This is a genomic window from Pseudomonas sp. TNT3 (genome assembly GCF_010095445.2).
Lineage (GTDB): Bacteria > Pseudomonadota > Gammaproteobacteria > Pseudomonadales > Pseudomonadaceae > Aquipseudomonas.
In genome coordinates this window covers 1-20,067 of the sequence record NZ_WFGV02000077.1, presented here as the reverse complement: position 1 = coordinate 20,067, position 20,067 = coordinate 1, and the positions used below count along the sequence as shown (strand labels likewise).

The 20,067-nt window shown below is 61.0% G+C and carries 15 protein-coding genes and 2 pseudogenes; 7 read left to right on the top strand and 10 right to left on the bottom strand.

What is annotated here, in order from left to right; all coding sequences use genetic code 11:
* Nucleotides 1-172, bottom strand: a pseudogene (locus GBC55_RS27495) (DUF1704 domain-containing protein); the annotation flags it as partial.
* A gap of 225 nt (nt 173-397) precedes the next feature.
* Between GBC55_RS27495 and ppk2 the strand changes: the two are divergent.
* The 7 genes from ppk2 (at nt 398) to GBC55_RS27460 (ending at nt 7,370) form a co-directional block, all read left to right on the top strand.
* Nucleotides 398-1,219 (top strand): polyphosphate kinase 2, encoded by an 822-nt coding sequence (gene ppk2, locus GBC55_RS27490; protein ID WP_162440731.1) that lies wholly within the window; start codon nt 398-400, stop codon nt 1,217-1,219.
* Nucleotides 1,220-1,268: 49 nt separating this feature from the next.
* Complete coding sequence (locus GBC55_RS27485) at nt 1,269-3,056, top strand: SulP family inorganic anion transporter (protein ID WP_162440717.1); 1,788 nt, start codon at nt 1,269-1,271, stop codon at nt 3,054-3,056.
* Nucleotides 3,057-3,273: 217 nt separating this feature from the next.
* A complete protein-coding gene (locus tag GBC55_RS27480; protein ID WP_162440718.1) occupies nt 3,274-5,376 on the top strand; it encodes a TonB-dependent siderophore receptor in 2,103 nt (700 codons plus the stop codon).
* 69 nt (nt 5,377-5,445) lie between these two features.
* Nucleotides 5,446-6,597, top strand: a complete 1,152-nt coding sequence (locus GBC55_RS27475; RefSeq protein ID WP_162440719.1) for a PepSY domain-containing protein — start codon at nt 5,446-5,448, stop codon at nt 6,595-6,597.
* Entirely contained in the window at nt 6,594-6,806 is a 213-nt protein-coding gene (locus GBC55_RS27470; protein WP_162440720.1) for a hypothetical protein, read from the top strand. The genes GBC55_RS27475 and GBC55_RS27470 overlap by 4 nt, the downstream gene beginning before the upstream one ends.
* Nucleotides 6,807-6,858: 52 nt before the next feature.
* Entirely contained in the window at nt 6,859-7,020 is a 162-nt protein-coding gene (locus GBC55_RS27465; protein ID WP_162440721.1) for a DUF2986 domain-containing protein, read from the top strand.
* 83 nt (nt 7,021-7,103) lie between these two features.
* Nucleotides 7,104-7,370 carry a helix-hairpin-helix domain-containing protein gene (locus GBC55_RS27460; RefSeq protein WP_162440722.1) on the top strand — a complete coding sequence of 89 codons (267 nt, stop codon included), beginning with the start codon at nt 7,104-7,106 and terminating at the stop codon, nt 7,368-7,370.
* Here GBC55_RS27460 and GBC55_RS27455 read toward each other — a convergent pair.
* From GBC55_RS27455 to GBC55_RS27415, 9 genes and pseudogenes are all read right to left on the bottom strand, one after another.
* Nucleotides 7,367-9,493: a TonB-dependent receptor gene (locus GBC55_RS27455; RefSeq protein WP_162440723.1), complete on the bottom strand. Its 2,127-nt coding sequence runs from the start codon at nt 9,491-9,493 to the stop codon at nt 7,367-7,369. The genes GBC55_RS27460 and GBC55_RS27455 overlap by 4 nt on opposite strands.
* A gap of 551 nt (nt 9,494-10,044) precedes the next feature.
* Nucleotides 10,045-11,001, bottom strand: coding sequence for a helix-turn-helix domain-containing protein (locus GBC55_RS27450; protein ID WP_162440724.1), 957 nt, complete (start codon nt 10,999-11,001; stop codon nt 10,045-10,047).
* Nucleotides 11,002-11,097: 96 nt separating this feature from the next.
* Nucleotides 11,098-13,188, bottom strand: coding sequence for a hydantoinase/oxoprolinase family protein (locus GBC55_RS27445; protein WP_162440725.1), 2,091 nt, complete (start codon nt 13,186-13,188; stop codon nt 11,098-11,100).
* Nucleotides 13,189-13,225: 37 nt separating this feature from the next.
* The gene (locus GBC55_RS27440) at nt 13,226-14,971 is read right to left on the bottom strand and encodes a hydantoinase B/oxoprolinase family protein (protein ID WP_162440726.1); all 1,746 of its coding nucleotides are present in this window, start codon (nt 14,969-14,971) and stop codon (nt 13,226-13,228) included.
* A gap of 132 nt (nt 14,972-15,103) precedes the next feature.
* Nucleotides 15,104-15,712 carry a TetR/AcrR family transcriptional regulator gene (locus GBC55_RS27435; protein WP_162440727.1) on the bottom strand — a complete coding sequence of 203 codons (609 nt, stop codon included), beginning with the start codon at nt 15,710-15,712 and terminating at the stop codon, nt 15,104-15,106.
* A gap of 78 nt (nt 15,713-15,790) precedes the next feature.
* Complete coding sequence (locus GBC55_RS27430) at nt 15,791-17,212, bottom strand: cytosine permease (protein WP_162440728.1); 1,422 nt, start codon at nt 17,210-17,212, stop codon at nt 15,791-15,793.
* A gap of 96 nt (nt 17,213-17,308) precedes the next feature.
* Nucleotides 17,309-18,451 (bottom strand): acyl-CoA dehydrogenase family protein, encoded by a 1,143-nt coding sequence (locus GBC55_RS27425; RefSeq protein ID WP_162440729.1) that lies wholly within the window; start codon nt 18,449-18,451, stop codon nt 17,309-17,311.
* Nucleotides 18,441-19,607, bottom strand: coding sequence for a CoA transferase (locus tag GBC55_RS27420; RefSeq protein ID WP_162440730.1), 1,167 nt, complete (start codon nt 19,605-19,607; stop codon nt 18,441-18,443). The genes GBC55_RS27425 and GBC55_RS27420 overlap by 11 nt, the downstream gene beginning before the upstream one ends.
* A 149-nt stretch (nt 19,608-19,756) precedes the next feature.
* Nucleotides 19,757-20,067 (bottom strand): annotated as a pseudogene (locus GBC55_RS27415) (urocanate hydratase); the annotation flags it as partial.

Here is a 20,067-nt window from a genome sequence, read left to right as displayed (position 1 = left end):
TGTGGTCGCGGGCGCGCAGCTCAACCCTGGGCAGCTCTGCCTGCCCGGCGCGCCAACGCGCCAGGAAAACTTCCTCAATCCCTTCCGGCCAGGCCAGGGCATCCAGCACGCGAATCTTGCGGGCCAGACCGGGCAGGGCGGCATCGAGTTCGGACAGGGGCGCGGCGCTCATAGAGATCTCCCTGGGAAACTAGGTTCAACCGAAAAAGCTTAGTCGTTGTCGATGCATTGCGTTGTGACAGGCAAGGCTGCGCAGACGTTGAAAGACCAGAGGAACGAGGCACTTGGATTGATCCATGTGATCACAGGAGCGAAAAAATCTTTTCAACCTACACTCAACTGGGTTGAGAACGCCCTGGAAAGGAACCGTGCTTTTTATATTGGTGAGGTCTTGATCATGGCAAAAGGCAAGAAAAAAGCCCCCAAGATTTACGCTGCTGAAAGCCTGAAACTGAAGAACAAGGATTATCTTGAGCAGCTGCGCAGCCTGCATGTCGAACTGGTCAAATTGCAGGAGTGGGTAAAAGCCAAGGGCATCAAGATCTGTATCGTCTTCGAAGGTCGAGATGGCGCGGGCAAAGGAGGGACGATAAAAGCGCTCACCGAACGCGTGAGCCCTCGTGTCTTTCGGGTGGTGGCGCTGACGGCGCCGAGTGAGCGCGAGAAAAGCCAGATGTACGTCCAGCGTTACCTGCCGTACCTTCCTGCGGCTGGCGAAGTGGTGATTTTCGATCGCAGTTGGTACAACCGTGCGGGCGTCGAGCGGGTGATGGGATTCTGCACCAAAGAGCAGGTTGTCAGTTTCCTGAAGACAACGCCTCTCGTGGAGCGTGCAATCGTCGACTCAGGCGTGATCTTGCTCAAGTACTGGCTGGAAGTCAGCGAAGACGAGCAGACCCGCCGGCTCCAGGCTCGCATCAAGGACGGACGCAAAATCTGGAAGCTGACCCCGATGGATCTCAAGTCATACAGCCGTTGGTACGACTATTCACGCGCACGTGACGAGATGTTCAAGGCCACTGACACCGACCATGCCCCATGGCTGGTGGCCAACTCGAACGACAAGCGCCGGGCGCGCCTTAACATCATCACCGATTTGCTCAGCCGCATTCCGTACAAGGATGTACCGCGCGAGGAGGTGATATTGCCCAAGCGGCAGAAACCAGGCGGCTATCGCGATCCGGATTATCCGCACCGGCGAGTTCCCGAAAAGTTCTGACGGACACGTTCAAGCGAATCGGCGCTGTACCCTAAAAGGGCAAAGACCTATGAGCCAGCCGGATTCTTCGCCTCCCGTTCCGGAACCGGGCCGGGTTCTACGTCGCGATGCCAGCGGTGCGACCGGCTGGGGCCGTTGGTTTCCGGGGCTTCAAACGTTGCGCGGTTACCAGCTTGCCTGGTTGCGTCACGACATCGTTGCCGGCCTGGTGCTCACCACGATGTTGGTGCCCGTTGGCATCGCCTACGCCGTTGCATCGGGCGTACCCGGCATCTATGGCCTCTACGCAACCATCGTTCCGCTGCTCGCGTACGCCTTGTTCGGGCCTAGCCGGATTCTGGTGCTCGGCCCGGATTCGTCATTGGCCGCCGTGATCCTGGCGGTGATTTTGCCCCTGTCCGGTGGCGACCCGCATCGCGCAGTCGCCCTGGCGGGCATGATGGCGATCGTGTCAGGGGCCGTGTGCATACTGGCAGGCATCATGCGGCTGGGCTTCATCACGGAGTTGCTGTCCAAACCTATCCGTTACGGGTACATGAATGGCATCGCCCTGACCGTATTGATCAGCCAATTACCCAAGGTATTCGGTTTTTCAATACAGTCCGACGGCCCGGGGAGAAACCTGTGGGCCATCGCCACGGGAGTGCTGGAAGGCAAGACTAACTGGACCGCGTTCATGATCGGCGCAGCCACCCTGCTCGTGATCCTTCTGCTCAAGCCCTACAAACGGGTGCCAGGCATCCTGATTGCAGTGGTCGGTGCGACGATCACCGTCGGGGTGCTGGACCTTGGCACGCGTGCCGGGGTGTCGGTGCTCGGTGCTCTTCCACAAGGTTTGCCTGCGTTTGCCATCCCCTGGATCACCCGTGCCGATATTGTTCCCGTGCTCATTGGTGGTTGCGCCGTCGCCCTGGTGTCGTTCGCCGACACCAGCGTACTTTCTCGTGTCTATGCGGCGCGGACCCGCACCTACGTGGACCCGAATCGGGAAATGACGGGGCTCGGTCTTGCCAATCTGGCGGCTGGATTTTTTCAGGGGTTTCCAATCAGTAGCAGTTCGTCGCGTACCCCCGTGGCTGAAGCCGCAGGGGCCAAAAGTCAGTTGACCGGCGTGGTGGGTGCGTTGACCGTGGCCCTCCTGCTGATGGTGGCGCCGAACCTGTTGGAGAATTTGCCCGGCAGTGCATTGGCAGCAGTGGTGATTGCTTCAGCCATTGGCTTGATTGAAGTGGCCGACCTGCGGCGAATTTATCGCATCCAGCGCTGGGAGTTCTGGCTGTCGATCGTTTGCACCGTCGGCGTGGCTGTGTTTGGCGCGATCGAGGGCATCGGCCTGGCCATCCTGATTGCCGTCATCGAATTTCTGTGGGATGCCTGGCGGCCGTATTCCGCAGTGCTGGGGCAGGCCAAGGGCGTCAAGGGTTACCACGACATCCAGCGTTATCCCGACGCGAGCCTTATACCTGGCCTGGTCCTGTTTCGCTGGGATGCACCCTTGTTCTTCGCCAACGCCGAACTGTTCAATGAGCGAGTGCTCGACGCAGTGGCTGCATCACCTACGCCGGTGCGCTGGTTAGTTGTTGCGGCAGAACCCGTCACCAGTGTGGACGTGACCTCGGCCGACATGCTGGGTGAACTGGACGAAACCCTGAACGCAGCGGGAATCAAGTTGCGCGTGGCCGAGATGAAGGACCCGGTCAAGGACAAACTGAAGCGATTCGGGCTTTTCGCAAGTCTTGGCGAAACGTCGTTTTTTCCCACCATAGATGATGCCGTCAGCAGCTATCTGCTGACTTACCCCGTGGAGGGGGCAAGTCGGCTGGACGAGGTTCGGTGAGTGTACTGAAGTCCCTCAGTGGCGGTCGTTCTAAGCATTCTCAGAGGGCGGTATCGCCTTGATCGACGGCGGGGGCTCTAGCTCAAGCCATCCGTGCACGACTGAATGTTTCAAAATGTGAAAAAAATGTCGAAATGAAGAGAGTGATTGAGTTAGATTCCTATTAGCGTTCTCAAAAGTGGTCGCGCTTGACCCCCTTGCCGTAGGAATTTGCTCCTTGAAACTTCGCTTCTCCGCCAGTCTTCTACTCGCCGGTGCTTGCAGCGCCGTGTCCTTCGTTCATGCCGCCGATGATTTGACGTTGCCGGCTACGCAGATCGACGGCAGCACTGATCTTGTCGACGTTCCGAGCGTGGGTTACCAGAGCAATCCGGCTTCGAGCACGACCCGGTTGGGGCTGACAGACAGGGAAACGCCGCAGGCGGTGACGACGATTACCCGGCAGGCGCTCGATGATTTCAAGATCACCGGGATCAAGGACGCACTGCGTTCAGCGCCGTCGGTGACCGTGGAGCAAACCGAAACCGACCGGACCGAATTCACCTCGCGCGGTTTTGACATCAACACGTTCCAATACGACGGTGTGGGCATGCCGTTCGTGGGCACAGTGCTGGTGGGCGACCAGGATCTGGCGGAGTTCGAACAGATCGATGTCTTGCATGGCGCCAACGGCTTGATGAGTGGTGCGGGCAACCCGTCAGCCACGGTCAATTTCGTGCGCAAACGTCCGACCGAGACTTTCCAGGCGCAAGTCGACACCAGCGTCAGTTCCTGGGACGGGCGTCGGGTGGACGTGGACGTTGCCGGCCCGTTGACCCCCACGGGCAATGTGCGTGGCCGCTTCATCTACTCCCACGACAAAGGCAATTCCTGGATGGATCGTTACAGCCATGAGCGTAACGTCGCCGCCGGACTGTTGGCCTTTGATCTGTCGGATGCCGACACCGTGACGGTGGGTTTCTCTCAGCACAACAGCGATTCCAACGGCAGCACCTGGGGCAACCTGCCGCTGGTGGATAACGATGGCAACGCCATCCACTATGGCAGCCGCAGTTCCAGCATCGGTCAGGACTGGACCTACTGGAACCTGCACACCCAGCGCGCCTTCACCGAGCTCAAACATGACTTTGGCAATGGCTGGAACGCTACGGTCACCGCGACGGGCATTATCGAGAAGCAGGACACCAACATGCTGTATGTCGCCGGGGTTTCCGGTGATGACACGTCGGTTTTTGCTGCCAACACCAAAAGCGAGGCTCATCAGTTGCTGGGCGACGCCAAGGTCACCGGTCCGTTCAGCCTGTTTGGTCGCGAGCATGAGCTGACGTTGGGTGCTGCTTATGGTCGTACCCATCAGAAAGCCCGGGAATACGATGCGGTTGAAGGGGGCTACTACGACGCGTCATTCTCGGACGTGCTGGCGGGGAACCTGCCGCGTCCGTCGTTCCTGTTTACCAGCGACACCAACACCCAGAATTTCAGCGACACCCAGAAGAGCCTTTACGCAGGTGCCCGATTCAGCCTGGCCGATGACCTGCACTGGATCGCCGGTGCGCGGATGATCAGCCTGGACGGTTCCGGCGATAACTACGGGTCCGATTACTACACGCGCGCACACGGCAAGGTCACGCCTTACACGGGCCTGGTTTACGACCTGGACGAGCAGTGGAGCGTGTATGGCAGCTGGACCAAAATCTACAGCGCGCAGTACAACCTGGGCACCGACGGCAAATTGCTCGCACCCCTCGAAGGCAAGAGCATGGAAGCCGGTGTGAAGGGCAGTTTGCTGGATCACCGCCTCAACGTGACGGCCGCTGCCTTCAAGACCGAGCAGCAAAACGTGGCAGAGTCCGCCGGCTTCGTCGATGGCCGATTTGTCTACGACCCCATGGACTACAAGAGCCACGGCGTCGAACTGCAAGCCTCCGGCGAAGCACTGCCTGGCCTGGACCTGCTCGGCGGTTACACCTACGTCACCATCGATAACGATGACGGCGACAAGGCGCGTAAATATGTGCCGACCCATAGCGTGCGCGGCATGCTCACCTATCGCCTGCCAAGCTTGCCGCAAGCGAAGATCGGTACGCGGGTCAGCTGGCAGAGCGCAGTGGAAAACGACACCAACAGCGCTATCCGCCAAAACGCCTACGCCTTGCTCGACTTCATGGCCAGCTATGACATCGACAGCAACTGGAGCACGTCGGTGAACCTGAACAACGTCACCGATCGCAAATACCTGCTCTCGCTTTACAACAGCGCCACGACCGCCAGCTACGGTGCACCTCGCAACGTGGTGGCTTCCGTGACCTGGAAATACTGATGTCTTCTGAGGGCTCGGTGTGACTGAGCCCTCGCACCTTTCAAGCACCCGTCGCGGAATCAATCCAGCATGACTGCCCGTAAACTGCGTATCTGGTACCTGGTTCACAAATGGACCAGCCTGGTCTCTACCGTCTTTCTGTTGTTGCTGTGCCTGACGGGGTTGCCACTGATCTTTCATGAAGAGATCGAACACTACTTCGAGCCTCACCCGGAATTGCGTGCGCTGACCGCTGATTCGCCGCAAATCGACTACGACAAGGTCGTCGCCGGTGTATTGGCGACCTGGCCGGACGAGGTCGTGCGTTTCGTTGGATTCGACCCGGATAGCCCGCTCGGTGTGGTGTTCACGGCAACCAGCCTGACGCCACCGCCGATCGAAGGTCACTCTCAGCCGTTCGATACCCGCACTGGCGAGCTGTTCCCGCCGGCGCAACCGGACGATGGGTTCATGAACCTGATGTTGCGTCTGCATACTGATCTGTTCATGGGGCTGCCGGGCTATCTGTTTCTCGGTTTCATGGGGTTACTGCTGGTGGCTTCGCTGGTGTCCGGCGTCGTGGTGTACACCCCGTTCATGCGCAAGCTGGACTTCGCCACCGTGCGAACAGGGCGTAGCGCACGCTTGAAATGGCTGGACCTGCATAACGTGCTCGGCATGGTCACCCTGACCTGGGTGCTGGTCGTTGGCGTGACAGGGGTGATCAATACCCTTGCGCTGCCCATCTTTGGCCTGTGGCAGAGTGATCAGTTGGCAGACATGACGGCACCGTACAAGGATGCGCCTCCGCTTGAGCGCCTCGGGTCATTGCACAAAGCGCTGGAAGCCGCCCGCCAGGCCGCGCCAGACATGGAGCCGAGTTTCGTCGCCTTTCCCGGTACTCAATTCAGCAGCCAGAATCACTACGCGGTGTTCATGCGCGGAACCACGCCCCTCACCGCACGACTGCTGAAACCGGCACTCGTGGATGCGGTGACGGGCGAGCTGACCGATATACGGGAGATGCCGTTGTACGTGAAGACGTTGCTGATCTCTCAGCCGCTCCACTTTGGAGACTACGGTGGATTACCGTTGAAGATTATCTGGACGCTGCTCGACGTCATCAGCATCGTCGTCCTGGGCAGCGGTTTGTACCTCTGGATCCGCCGACGCAATCGGCCGATGCCCAAGCATCTGGTTGAGTTGAACGCCAACCGTTCGAGCGTGGAGGGCAGGGCATGAGACGCGGACTGTGGATGATCTTTCGCTGGCCTGTGGTACTCGCTGTTGTGAGCCTGTTCGGCCTGCTGTCGGCACTGATCGGCGATGGCGTCTTTGACGTGTTGTCGTGGCTGGGCCTGGGTGTGCCGCTAGGGCTGCTCGGGGTGGTGTGGCTGCGTTTACGGCGTGCAAACCGGTTGAACTCAACTCGCGAAACCGAAGGGAAGTGAACCCCGCAATGAAGCTGATATCATTCAGCAACTTACACGCTGGGTGGACACCATGAATCGTCAGAAGAAATTACAGCAGTTATTCAAGGCGAAGGCCAAAAAAGCCAGTGCCAAACTGGCCCCGGTCAGCAAGGATAAATACATCAGCAAAGCGGACCGGGCGAAGCTGGCTGAGGAAGCCGAGCGCGAGGCCATCAGTTCCGCCGAGAGCTGATCCATTGAGCTGCGTCTATTGAGATGCGTTCACCCGTCGGGCAAACTCCTGCCGCTTCACTGGCCGATAAAAGGAGTTTACGGATGCCATTTCCACTGACGGAATACAATGCCTTGTTAGCCCTGAAGGGCGTAGGTCCCGCCGTTATTGCTCGTCTTGAGCAGATGGGCATCGACTCCCTCGCTGAGCTCAGCACAGCGAATGTGGGAGACATCCTGGCTCAGGCATCCGCCGCAACGGGATCGACTTGCTGGAAGAACAGCCCCCAGGCTCAGGCCGCCATTAGCGCGGCCATCGGCCTTGCAAAAGATGCTCAGTTGAACAGACAGGCAAGTCCACCCAGCGCTTAGAGCAAGCTCCACGACACCCCGACGTAAACCCCCAAACCCTCACCCGGCGTAGACCGTGCGGCGTCCAGACCTTTGTCGTCGTAGCCCGGTGTGACGGTGGCGGCGTAGTGCTTGTTGGTCAGGTTGCGCATGTCCAGCCAGGTCTGCCAGTCACCCTTGGGCGCGTTGTAGCCCAGGGTTGCGCCGAACAGCGCGTAGGGATCGGCTTCGTAGCTGTTGGCGTAGTCGACCTCCACTTTGGAAACCAGCTGCGTGTTGAGGGCCGCGAAGAAACCCAGGGGCCAGTCGTAGCGCAGTTCGCCCTGGTAGTAGTGCATCGGCAAGCCGGGCAGGCGATTGTCGCCGAAGCGGTCGTCGTCCTGGTAATGGAAGTCACTGAAGGTATAGCTCTGGCGCAGGCTCAGTTGACCACCGTCGTGCGGCGACCACAGGTTGCTTTGCAGGCTGGCTTCCACGCCTTGGTGGATGGTGGGGCTGGCGTTGAGTTCGTAGGGCGTGGTGGCGTTGGCGTCCGGCAGCACCGAGAGCAACTCGTTGTGCACTTGCGCGTAGTACCAGGCCAGGCTCCATTGCCCCATGGCGCTGTCGCCACGGCCGCCGATTTCCAGCGTGGTCGCCGTCTGGTTTTGCAGCTTGACCGGATCGCGCTGGGCACCCGTGGCGGCGCCGCTGCCTGCCGGGAATCGAACATTCGAGCTGTAGATCAGCGACCACGGGTGCGGCGCTTCGACCGAACGGCTCAGGTTGCCGAACAGTTGCAGGTCAGGTGTCACCTGGTAGCGCAAGCCGAGGCGGGGGGCGTAGTCCCAGTCGTTCAGGCTGGTCTTGCCGCCACCTTCCGGGTAGGTCACGGCGCTTTCGCGGCGGGTGTAGATGGCGGCCAGGCCGGTGGTCAGCCACAGGTCGTCGGCGATTTCCAGATCGTTGCCGACGTGCAAGACGCTGTCCGAACCCTGGTAGGTGAAGTTGCGCATGTGCGTGCCGGGCGCGTAACCGGCGGTGTTGCCGGTGGGGATACGCACCAGCTCGCTGGCGCCGGCATTGGGCAGGTGTTTGGTCACGCGCAAGCCCATCGTGCTTTGGCTTTCCAGACCCCAGAGCGTGTCGCGACGCTTGTAGTCGACCGTGCCGCTGACGTCGGTGTACGCCACCTTCAAACGGTTGGGGCCTTCACGCAGGTCCATGGGATAGTCGTGGTAGACGAGTCCCGTCTGGAGGCTCGAATCGTCATCGATGTACCAGGTGGTTTTGTTGCCGAAAAAGGTGCTGCCCGGCTGCTCGCGACGGTCGTCCCGCGAGACGTAGGCCGGGTTGGCCGCGCGTGGGTCGCGCTCGATGGAGTGCTTGGTCACCCGTCCGGCGAGGTCGTTGTCGGTCTGGCGGTAGCGCAGGTAAAAGCGTGTGTCCAGGTTCGGGTTAAAGCGATAGCCGACATTGGCGATGATGCCCTGGCTCTCGCTGCCCGTGTGGTCCTGATAACCGTCGGAGCGGGCGTCGGTCAGGGCCACGTAGTAGTCGGCGTTACCCAGCACCTGACCCGAACTGACCTGGCGCTGCAGGTAACCGTGGCTGCCCATCGAGTAGCGTACTTGCAGTTTCGGCGCGTTGTAGCCGGTGTGGCTAATGTAATCAATGGCCCCACCCAGGGCGAGGGCGCCCCTGTCGAAGCCGTTGGCACCGCGCAGCACTTCCACGTGGTCGAGCCACAAGGGCTCCAGCAATTCATAGGGCGTGCCGCCCGGGCCGGTCAGCGGCAGACCGTCGAGCATGGCGTACAACCCCGAGGCATGGGCGCCGGGTGCACGGTTGATCCCCGAGCCACGGATCGAAATCTTGACCCCTTCATTGCCCGCAGACTGCGCATAAATCCCCGGCTGATAAGCCAGCACATCCTGATTGCTCGCCACGCGGCCCTGCAGGTTGCGGCGCATGTCGACCACATTGGTGCCGCCGGGCACCTGTTCAAGCCGGACCTCGGCATCCTCGATCGACGCGTCTTCGCCGCTGCGATCCTCAGCGCCAATCAGCACCTGGCCCAGTTCCATGCCCTCAGCCCCAGCCATGGCCGGACAGACAAGGGCCAGGCCCAGCAGCGCAGCGGGCAGGGAATTTGGCGAGGGCATGGGGAGAACTCCAGACGTATGGGAACAGGCAGTGAAGAACTGCGACGTAGGGAAGGACGAAGGAAACACATGACAATTTTGTTTTTTTAGGCCGGGCGCGGCGGTAGCCTTCAGGTCCTGCTATTCACTCAAGCACGACACCGACCCTGTGGCGAGGGAGTTTATCGAATCGTCGCACCGTCCCGCTGGGCTGCGCAGCAGTCCTCTGCTTTCAGATACAAGAGCGGGGTCGCTCTGCTCCCACAGGGGATTTGTGGTGTGCCCAGATTTTGCGTCCGCCGCAGTTCACTGTAGGAGCGAGCCTGCTCGCGATGGGGCCCGTACATTCAACATCACCATCGCCTGATACACCGCCATCGCTGGCAAGCCAGCTCCCACAGGGGATTTGTGGATTACCCGGATTTTGTGATCGCTGCAGTTCACTGTGGGAGCGGGCTTGCCCGCGATGAGGCCCATACATTCAACATCACCATTGCCTGATACACCGCCATCGCTGGCAAGCTCCGCAGTCCAGCGGGAGTAAACTCCCTCGCCACAGGAAGCTTGCCGCGCTATGCCTTCGCGCTGTTGCGCACTTCGGTCGCGGTGCAGCCGAAGTGCTGGCGGAAGCTGCGGGTAAATTGGGCTTGATCACTGAATCCCCAGCGCATGGCCAATTCGCCGATCGACAGATGACAGTTAGGGTCGAGCAGGCCCCTGTGGACGGCCTCCAGGCGCCTCAGGCGAATCCATTCTCCAAGGCTGTAGGGCGTACTGTGGAAGAGTTTATGCAGGTAGCGCACCGACAGGCCACAAGCGTCAGCGATCAATGGCGGCGCCAGGTCGGGGTTGCCCAAATGCTTCTCGACGTACTGTTCGATGCGCTGCAAATGCAGCGCGGCAAGGTTCGAGTTCTCGCTGCCGAGCACGCGCTCATCTTCGCGCAACGCCATTAATAAGGTCGAAAGTGCCTGCTCCAGCAGCATGTGGCGGGCGGCTTCGTTGCATTCATCGAAACGTGCGGCGCACATGGCCAACTGATCGACGAAGATTCGACCGAGCCCGCGCCTGGCATCGAAGCAGAAGCGCGTGTAGCGCTCGGCACCGCGCAGTTGCCCGTGCAGCGCGCGCTCCGGGAGTTTGAATACCCACAGATCGTTGTCGCTGGCGTAGTGAAAACGGTATGGGGCATCGCCACGTTCGACGATGAAGCCTCCGGGCTGGCAATGCAGTGCCCGGCCATCCTGTTCGAAATGCACTTCACTGCGACGGGGCACGGTCACGAGGTAGCAGGCTTCGTTATCTTCACTGACCTGCGCTTTGCTGCGCGAATAGCCGAGCTGACTGGAGCGCAGGCGGGACAGGGTCAGCGGGGTGCTGCCGGTTTCCCAGATTTGCAGGCTGCCACTGAAGGAGGCACTGGGGGCGAATTCCAGGGACAGCGGAAAATAGGCGCAGGCGATGGCGTCTGCCCATAGGGGCTGGCGTTGACTGTCGGACCAGGAGCGTGTGGAAAGTTTGTACGCCATGGCTGCCCTCGTATGATTTTTATTATGAGGACGGTGCCGACGTAAACCACCGTCGGCACCGTGGGGTTGCCATCATTTGCCAATGCTTACGGACGGTCAATCACCAGGCGTCAGCCGGTACGTGGCCGACGGCGCCAGCATTGCCTGCCAGCCGGGTGGCACGACGATGTTGGTCGTCGATTCTTCGATCACGCAAGGGCCCTGGACCGTCTGCCCGGATTGCAACCGGTCACCGTCGTACACCGGGGTCTGCTGCCAGTCCGATTGAGCGCTGAACAGCATCGACCGATAACCGCTGGCGCGGGGTGCAACGTCCTCGTCAGGTGGCGGGAGTTCAGGCATGGGCGGGCGTTGCAGGCGAGCAATCACCGAACACTCGAGGTTGACCAGTTCCACCGGGCTGTCGGGCTCACTGTAGGAAAACAGCGCTTTGTGCCGCGTATGGAATGCCTCGCGCAGAGTGAGCAGGCCGGCCTGGTCCAGTGGGGCGCAGGTCAGTTCGACGCTGCATTCGTGAATCTGCCCGAGGTAGCGAATCTCAAGGTTGTAGAGGCACTCGACATTGTTTTCAGCGCCGAAACCGTCTTCTCGCAAGTTGCTCATGCCGCGTTCGCGCAGGTCATGCAACGTCTGATTGAGCAGGGGCAGGTCGACCAGTTCGTCGTCAAGGCGCATCGGCAGGGTGGTCAACTGGTCGTAACGAATGTCCGACAGAATCTGCCCGTAGGCGCACAGTCCCGACGCCACTTTCGGGATCAGCACCACCTGGCTGCCGATCTCCTCGGCCAGACGCATGACATGCATGCCCGCTGCGCCACCCGCGCCGATCAGGGCGAAATCCCGTGGGTCGTAGCCGCGTTCCACAGACACCCGCCGGATACCGCTGACCATGTTCAGGTTCACCAGGGTGATGATGCCAATGGCCGCGCGCTCTACGCTGATACCCAAAGGCTCGGCGATTTTGCGCTGGATCGCCTCGATGGCCGCCTTGCGATCAAGCCGGATGCTCCCGCCCAGCAGCGCGCCGTCGGCCAGGTAGCCGAGGGCGAGGTTGGCGTCGGTGACGGTGGGCTCGGTGCCGCCCTTGCCGTAGCACACCGGCCCTGGGTTGGCACCGGCACTGCGCGGACCGACCTGGAGCATGCCGAAGTCATCGATGAAGGCAATCGAGCCGCCGCCGGCACCGAGGGTTTCGACCTGAATCATCGGCACGCCGATGCGATAGCGCAGGAAGTCAGTGTCCTTGCTGAAGTTGGTGCGTCCCGACTTGCTGAGGGTGATGTCGAACGAGGTGCCGCCCATGTCCACGGTGATCACGTTGTCGATGCCGAACGGCTGCGCGACACACAACCCGGCTTGCGGTGCGGAGGCCGGGCCGGAGTTGATGGCATTGACCGCCCGTTCGCGCATCACTACGCCAGGAGCCAGTCCTCCGTTGGATTGAAAGTAACGGGTCGGTTGCTGCGCACCGAGCTCTTCGAACAAGGCGTCGATCCGTTCGATGTAGCGGCCCATGACCGGGCTCAGGTAAGCGTTGACCACAGTGGTCGAGGTGCGGGTGTACTCGCGGATTTGCGGGAACACTTCGTTGCCGGTACAGACGAACACACCCGGCAGCGCCGCTCGCACCATCTCGGCGGCGCGCTGTTCGTGACTCGGGTTGCGCACCGACCACACGAAGGAAATGGCCACGGCCTTGACGTCCTGCTCGCGGAAATATTCGATCGCGTCGCGAATCGCCTGTTCATCGAGCGGTGCGTATTCACTGCCGTCGCTGATGATCCGGCCGCCAATGGGCCGTCGCAGGTGTCGCGGCACCAGCATGTAGGCGGGTGGGTAACTGGCGTCGTAGCGATGCCCGTCTTCCTTGTGGCCCAGGCGGATTTCCAGGCTGTCTTCGTGCCCGTCGGTACACAGCAGGCCCACCTTTACACCGGTTTTTTCGATCAGCGCGTTGAGGGCCACGGTGGTGCCGTTGATGCACAGGTCGCAGTCGCCAATGATTTCGGCAGGCGTGCGCCCGATGGCGTCGGCGATTTGCGCCAGGCCGTTACGGATCGCGATCGTTCCGTCCTGAGGTGTCGAGGGCGCCTTGAACAGCTGCACGTTGCCGCTGCGATCCGCCAGGATGAAATCGGTGAAGGTGCCGCCGGCGTCGATGCCCAGACGATATTGTTGCTTGGTCATGATGAAGGTTCCAAATGGCTCAAAGGGGCGGGGTCGATCAGTGCGTGGTACGGCAGGCGCGCGTCGCCACGTCGTCGACCTGGCCATTGCTGTCGATCACCACGCCGTACTCCAGGCGGGCGCCTTCAAGGGACACCAGGCCGTTGCGCACGTCGTCCAGCACACTGGCAATCGGGCGCAGCAATGGGTTGCCATAGCCCCCGCCCCCCGGGTTGACGTTGATGACCCGTTCCCCCGGTTGCGCCGTGAGTTGCGCGTTGTAGATAAAGTGCTGTTCTTCGCCGTCGTGTTTGCGGTGAATCAGCCGGCCCAGCTTGGGCTCGAGCATGACATTGGTCGCGCCCGCCGCCCCCGACGTCGGCAGTTGCCGACCCTCACCAAAACCCACCACGGTCATCGGATGGTTCAAGGGTTCGATCTCGAGACGAGTCCCCGAACCGCCGCGAAATTCACCGGCGCCACCGCTGTCGGTCATCAGGCTGTAGCGGTGAATGAGGATCGGATAGGCGTACTCCAGCAACTCGATATCGCCAGACATCAGCGCACCGAAACAACACAGCGGACCGCAGGCCGGCCATCCGTCCATGGCCTTGTTCGCGCCGGCACCGGAGATGATCGATGCGAGCACCATGGTCACGTACTCGTCGTTGCCATTGCGCGGATCATGGCCGGCAATGTTGATGCCGCTGGCGTGCCCCCAGGAAGCCGTGACGCGATCCGGTGCCGCCTGTTCCAGCGCCTGACGCACGGCATCGGCCAGGGTTTCCATCGGTGTGGTGGTGCTATTGACGTGCGGCGCGGGTTCCTGGGCATTGCACAACGTGCCCGGCGGGCCGAGATCGACCGACACGCAACGGTACAGGCCTTCGTTGTAGGGCGGCGGCACCTGGGCAAACATCATCAACCCCAGGTACACCCCGGACACCGAATTGCCGGCGTACGAGTTGATGAAGTAGGGCACCTGCGGCGGACTTTCGATCAGTATGTGCGCCTCGTCACCGCGAATTTCCACCTGGGCCGTGATCGATAATTCACCCAGGCCGTGGCCCGAGTCTTCAAGCACTGCAGTGCCGGTGTAGACGCCATCCGGGACATCACGCAACAAGGCGCGCATGTGACGGTCGGCCATGTCTTTCAACTCGGCGATGCACGCGCGCACCTGTTCCACGCCATAGCGATCAAGCAGCTCGAGCAAGTGCCGTTCACCGACGTTGCAGGCGCCGTACTGAGCGTTGAGGTCGCCTTCCTGGTAGGCGCGGGCGCGCATATTGGTCAATAGCAGATTGATCACGTCCTCACGGCGCTTGCCCTGGGACCACAGCTTCACGGGCGGAATGCGCAGACCTTCCGCGTAAATTTCCTTGGCATCGGGGTTGTAGCCCGCCGGCACAGGGCCGCCGATGTCCGTCAGATGGCCTTTACAGACGGCCCAGAACACCAGCTCACCCTGGTAGAACACCGGTTTGTACATGCAGCAGTCGAGGATATGACTGCCCATGTAGGCGGGGTCATTGTGGTAAATCACATCGCCTTCCTGGACGTCGTCACCGAAGAAACCGGCGACGCATTTCATCGCCGGAATCAGTGATCCGAGATGAATAGGGATGTCCTGACCTTGCAGGATCATTTCCGGAAAGTGGTCGAAGAGCGCATTCGAATAGTCGTGAGCGAGATTGAAAACGCTCGAACGACCGGTTTTTTCAAGGGTGATGGTCATTTCGCGCTGCGCGGTTTCGAGCGCGCCTCGCACGACGGCCAGGGTGATCGGATCTACTGTGCTCATGGGTCACCAGAAATCTTGTTGTTATCAGGTGAAGGTCAGGACGAACGTCTAACCCACGGCACAAAACTACGCGTTCGAACGGGCCAATGGCTTGGCGCAAAGTGCACTGATTGTTGATTCTCAGTGCACCCCTTAGCGAGTCGTCTGCTTGCCGCTGGCAATGATGCACAGGGCGCAGTTTTCGAGGACTTCCATCAGTTGCCGTTCGGTCGCCTGCCCCTCGTACCACTGCAAATGGCCGTACAGCAGGCCGATCACTGCATGGGTGATCAGGCAGACCTCACCGTCGCGGGTGTCCGTCACCGCATATTCATCGGCGATGATGTCGCTCAACAGCCTGCGATACGCCTGTTTCAATGCGTCAGCCTGCTGTTTGTGCTCGTCGTTGAGGTTCACGAACTCACGGGTGACCAGGACCAGGCGGTGCTTTTCCTTCAGGTTGAACGCGACAAACGCCTGAACAAAACGACGCAGGCGTTCGCACGGCGTCCTGGCGCCTTTCATGCGGCGCTTCGTCAGGACGAGCAAGTCCGATAAGGCCGACTCGATGAGCTCGAACAACAAGCCCTGCTTATTGTCGATGTGGTGATACAGAGAGCCGGCCTGCATCCCCATGTGGCCAGCCAGATCGCGCAAGCCGATGGCCTGAAAACCGCGTGTGGCGAACAGCTCGATCGCGGCCTCATTGAGCCGGTCACGAGCCGTGGGTTGCGAATGGGCTGAGGCGTTGACTGCAAGCATGGTGAACCCGTCAAGTAAAAGGCGATCAAGGCGTGGCAGGAACAGGGTCGGCGCGGAGCCGCCCTGTGGTGAAAAGGATCAGAGGGTTTCCTGCGGAAGGATCAGTCGAGCGGGAATCCGTTGCCGCGAACCGCGTGCCACCCAGTAGTACACCAGGGCGGGGACAGTCAGGCCGATGACCCATGAAATATCGGTGCCGCCGAGGGTTTCGACCAAGGGACCGGTGTAGAAACTGGTTGCAATGAACGGCATCTGAATCAGCACCCCGAGGGTGTAGACCGCAATACCGGGCATGTTCCAGCGCCCATAACGGCCATTCGGGTCGGACAGCGCGGGGATGTCGTAGCGTTCTTTGGTTACCAGGTAGAAGTCGACCAGGTTGATCGCGCTCCACGGGGTGAAAAAGGCCAGCAGGAAAAGGATGAAGGCGGAGAAATCATGCAGGAACGTATGCCTGCCCAGCAGTGCCAGCGCGGTCGCGAGTCCGACCATGAACAGGATGTAGACCATTCGCAGGGTGGTGGAGATTTCCTGGTTCCCGCGAAAACCACTGACAATCGTCGCAAGGGACATGAAGCTGCCATAGGCGTTGAGGGTGGTGATGGTGACCTTGCCGAGCACAATGCTGCAGAACAGCAGCGAAGCCACCACCCCACTTGCTCCCATTCCGACAATGTACGAGACCTCATGCCCGGCAAACTGATCACCCGCCAGGGCCGCGACGAACACGCCAAAAACCATCGAGATTTGTGTGCCGATGACGGACCCCAGTCCCACGGCCAGAAAGGTTTTCAGGGCTGAAGTCTTCCTCGGCAGGTAGCGCGAATAGTCCGCCACGTAGGGGCCGAATGCGATCTGCCAGGAGGCCGACAGCGAAATCGCCAGCAGAAAGCTGCTCAGCGAAAAATGCCGATTACCCAGCAGTTCGCCGATGTCATGGACCGACAGCAACCGGTAGAACAGATAGAGAAAAGACACCACGCCAATCAGGCTCGACAGCCGTCCGATCAAATGGATGGTCCGGTAGCCGAGCACGGTCAGCACAACGATCATTGCCGCGAAAATCAGAATGCCGGTGGCATCACTGACGTCGGCCAGCTGGCTGATCGCCTGGCCCGCGAGCACCGAACCGCTGGCCGAAAACCCCACGTACATCAGGCACGCGAGGACGATGGGAATGACCGCGCCATAGACCCCGAACTGCACCCGACTGGAGATCATCTGTGGCAGGCCCAATTGAGGGCCCTGCGCGGCGTGCAGCGCCATGATCGCGCCGCCCAGCAGTTGCCCGATCAACAGGCCGATCAGCGACCAGAACACGTCGCCGCCCAACACCACGGCCAGCGCCCCGGTGACGACAGCAGTGACCTGCAGGTTGGCACCGAACCACAGTGTGAACTGACTGAGCAGTCGACCATGACGCTCGGATTCGGGGATGTAATCAATGGATCGCCGTTCTATATACGTCTTGCGCTGCGCACTTTCTTTGGAGGCGGACATGGCGGTTCCTCTCGGGCGTCGTCGGATACGACAGCCTTCTCGTGATTGAGGCGTTAAGGAGGGGGCCTGTAGGACAGGCCCCGGTTTTTCGCTCGGTTAGCGCTGGGCGTCGAGCAGACTTCGCGAAATGATGATTTTTTGTACTTCCGAGGTCCCTTCGAAAATCCGCAGAATCCGCGCATCGCGCACATAGCGCTCCAGCGGCAGATCGCGTATGTAGCCATAGCCGCCATGCAGCTGGAGCGCGGCGTCCGTGACGAAGCCGGCACACTCGGCGGCCACCAGTTTGGCGGTCGCCGAATCCAGGCTGAAGCGTTCACCGCTGTCGCGGCGCGCGGCGGCTTTCCAGGTGAGCATGCGGGCGGCTTCCAGCTGCGCGTACATGTCCGCCAGGCGCCATTGCGTGCCCTGATAGGCGGCCAGCGGCTTGGGCCCTATCTGCCGTTCGCGAACCCAGTTCAAACTGGCTTGCAGTGCGGCGTTGGCGATACCCAAGGACATGGCGGCGACTTCGACCCGGCCGCGATCGAGCACGGCCATCGCGGTGTTGAAACCGGCGCCTTCGCTGCCGAGCAAGGCCGACTCAGGCAACCAGCAGTCCAGGGCCAGTTCATAGATCGTACTGCCGCGCAGCCCCATGGTTTTCTCCGGGCTGGAGAAGCTGATGCCGGTGGTGCCCTGGGGAATCATGAAGGTGCTGATGCCCTTGTGCCCAGCGTCTGCGTCGGTCTTGGCGTACAACACGATGAAACCGGCCTCGCGGGCGTTGGTGATGTAATGCTTGCTGCCGCGTATTCTCCAGCCGCCGTCTTCGCGTTGCGCACGGCAACGCATGTCGGCGGGGTTGGAGCCGGCGGCGGGTTCGGTCAGGGCAAAGGCGCCGAGCAATTCACCGCTGGCGGCACGGGGTAGCCATTCCTGTTTCTGCGCTTCGGTGCCGCCGATCAGAATCGAATCGGTGGCCAGAAAATGCGCGGTGAGTGCCGAGGCGGTCGAGGCGCACGCGCCGGCCACGGCTTCCACCACGCGGCTCATGGCCAGGCTGCCGATGCCCAATCCGCCGTAGGCCTCAGGCAGGTTGATACTCAGGCCGCCCAACTCGGCCAGTGCCTGCAGGCTTTCGGCGCAAAAGGTTTCGGTTTCGTCGTAATGCTGGGCACGGGGCTGGATCACCTCCCGGGCCAGTTTTTCGACGGTTTCAACGACGGCCAGTTCGACCTGATCCAATTCAAAGTTCATGGGAAAGCTCCTGTTTTTGCAGTCCGAATGCCGCGTTGTCTGCGCCCAGGCGTGGGGCGAGGGTGAGGGCATGGGGTTTGTGGCCATTGAAGAAAACCGGTTGTGGCACCAGCGGCTGCGTTGCGCCTTCTGGTCGAACCAGCAGTTGACGGACTTGTGCCTGTTCGCTGTCGGCGGCCTGGGCGAGGTTCCACACGGGAGAGGAGGGCACGCCGGCATCCAGCAGGATGTCGCAGACCTGTTCGACGCTCAGTTGGCGCGTCCATGCTTCGATTTCAGCTCGCAGCGCAGGCTCGTTCTGCGTTCTTTGCGGGTCGTCGGCATAGCGCGGGTCACTCGCCAGTTCGGGTTTGCCCAGGCACTGGCAAAGGCGCAGGAACAATTTGTTGCTGGCCACGGCAATGACCACCTGGCCATCGGCTGCGCGGTAGGTGTCGAAGGGCGTCGACACCGGATGGCGGTTGCCGACCAGGCCGGGGGCGACATCGTTGGCGAACAGGTTGGACAGGCCGGTCATCTGCAGGCTGAACAGCACATCGAACATGGCGACGTCGATGTATTGCGCGCCCGGTGCATGGCGTTCGCGCGCAAACAGCGCCGAGCTGATCGCCCAGGCCGCATACACGCCAGCGCATAGATCGCCGATGGCTTCGCCGCAGCGTGTCGGTCCCGTCTCGGCAAAACCGGTGACGCTCATCAGCCCGGACATCGCCTGAGCAACGATGTCGTAGGCGGGGTTGGCCGACAGTGGGCCGTGTTGGCCGAAGCCGGAAATGCTCGCGTAGATCAGCTTGGGGTTGTAGTGCTTGAGCGTGTCGAAGTCGATGCCCAGGCGCTGGGTCACGCCGGGGCGAAAGTTTTCCACGACAACGTCGGCATCACGGACCAGTTCATAGAGCCGGGCCAGGTCATCGGTGGACTTGAAGTCCATTTCGACACTGCGTTTGCCGCGATTGATCAGGCCGAAATAAACACTTTCGCCGTCCTTGAAGGGGCCCAGGTGACGGCTGTCGTCACCGTGCCCCGGCACTTCGAATTTGATGACATCGGCACCCAGGTCCGCGAGCATTGCCGTGCAATGCGGACCGGCCAACACGCGGCTCAGGTCCAGGACGCGAACGCCCTGTAACTGTTGGGTAAACGGGCTGCTGGTCATGTTGCAGACTCCTCGGAAAAGCGGCGGGTGATTCTGTTTTTTCAGGTTTGCTTTTCTGTAGGAGCCGAGCTTGCTCCCGATGGAGTGTCAATCAACGCTGTGTCGACTGACACTCCATCGCGAGCAAGCTCGCTCCTACAGGTAATGCGTTATTTACCGGTGATCATCGGCAGGTTCAGGCCTTGTTCCTTGGCGCAGTCGATCGCGATCTGGTAACCCGCATCGGCGTGGCGCATGACCCCGGTCGCCGGATCGTTGTGCAGCACGCGAGCAATACGCTCGGCCGCTTCGTCGGTGCCGTCGCAGACGATGACCATGCCCGAGTGCTGGGAAAAGCCCATGCCGACGCCGCCGCCGTGGTGCAGCGACACCCAGGTCGCGCCGCTTGCGGTGTTCAGCAGGGCGTTGAGCAGTGGCCAGTCGGACACGGCGTCGGAACCGTCCTGCATCGATTCGGTTT

What these genes read in the sequence shown, in the direction of transcription:
- ppk2 (WP_162440731.1), top strand. Translation starts at nt 398, where the DNA reads ATGGCAAAAGGCAAGAAAAAAGCCCCCAAGATTTACGCTGCTGAAAGC.
- GBC55_RS27485 (WP_162440717.1), top strand. Translation starts at nt 1,269, where the DNA reads ATGAGCCAGCCGGATTCTTCGCCTCCCGTTCCGGAACCGGGCCGGGTT.
- GBC55_RS27475 (WP_162440719.1), top strand. Translation starts at nt 5,446, where the DNA reads ATGACTGCCCGTAAACTGCGTATCTGGTACCTGGTTCACAAATGGACC.
- GBC55_RS27470 (WP_162440720.1), top strand. Translation starts at nt 6,594, where the DNA reads ATGAGACGCGGACTGTGGATGATCTTTCGCTGGCCTGTGGTACTCGCT.
- GBC55_RS27465 (WP_162440721.1), top strand. Translation starts at nt 6,859, where the DNA reads ATGAATCGTCAGAAGAAATTACAGCAGTTATTCAAGGCGAAGGCCAAA.
- GBC55_RS27460 (WP_162440722.1), top strand. Translation starts at nt 7,104, where the DNA reads ATGCCATTTCCACTGACGGAATACAATGCCTTGTTAGCCCTGAAGGGC.
- GBC55_RS27455 (WP_162440723.1), bottom strand. Translation starts at nt 9,493, where the DNA reads ATGCCCTCGCCAAATTCCCTGCCCGCTGCGCTGCTGGGCCTGGCCCTT.
- GBC55_RS27450 (WP_162440724.1), bottom strand. Translation starts at nt 11,001, where the DNA reads ATGGCGTACAAACTTTCCACACGCTCCTGGTCCGACAGTCAACGCCAG.
- GBC55_RS27445 (WP_162440725.1), bottom strand. Translation starts at nt 13,188, where the DNA reads ATGACCAAGCAACAATATCGTCTGGGCATCGACGCCGGCGGCACCTTC.
- GBC55_RS27440 (WP_162440726.1), bottom strand. Translation starts at nt 14,971, where the DNA reads ATGAGCACAGTAGATCCGATCACCCTGGCCGTCGTGCGAGGCGCGCTC.
- GBC55_RS27435 (WP_162440727.1), bottom strand. Translation starts at nt 15,712, where the DNA reads ATGCTTGCAGTCAACGCCTCAGCCCATTCGCAACCCACGGCTCGTGAC.
- GBC55_RS27430 (WP_162440728.1), bottom strand. Translation starts at nt 17,212, where the DNA reads ATGTCCGCCTCCAAAGAAAGTGCGCAGCGCAAGACGTATATAGAACGG.
- GBC55_RS27425 (WP_162440729.1), bottom strand. Translation starts at nt 18,451, where the DNA reads ATGAACTTTGAATTGGATCAGGTCGAACTGGCCGTCGTTGAAACCGTC.
- GBC55_RS27420 (WP_162440730.1), bottom strand. Translation starts at nt 19,607, where the DNA reads ATGACCAGCAGCCCGTTTACCCAACAGTTACAGGGCGTTCGCGTCCTG.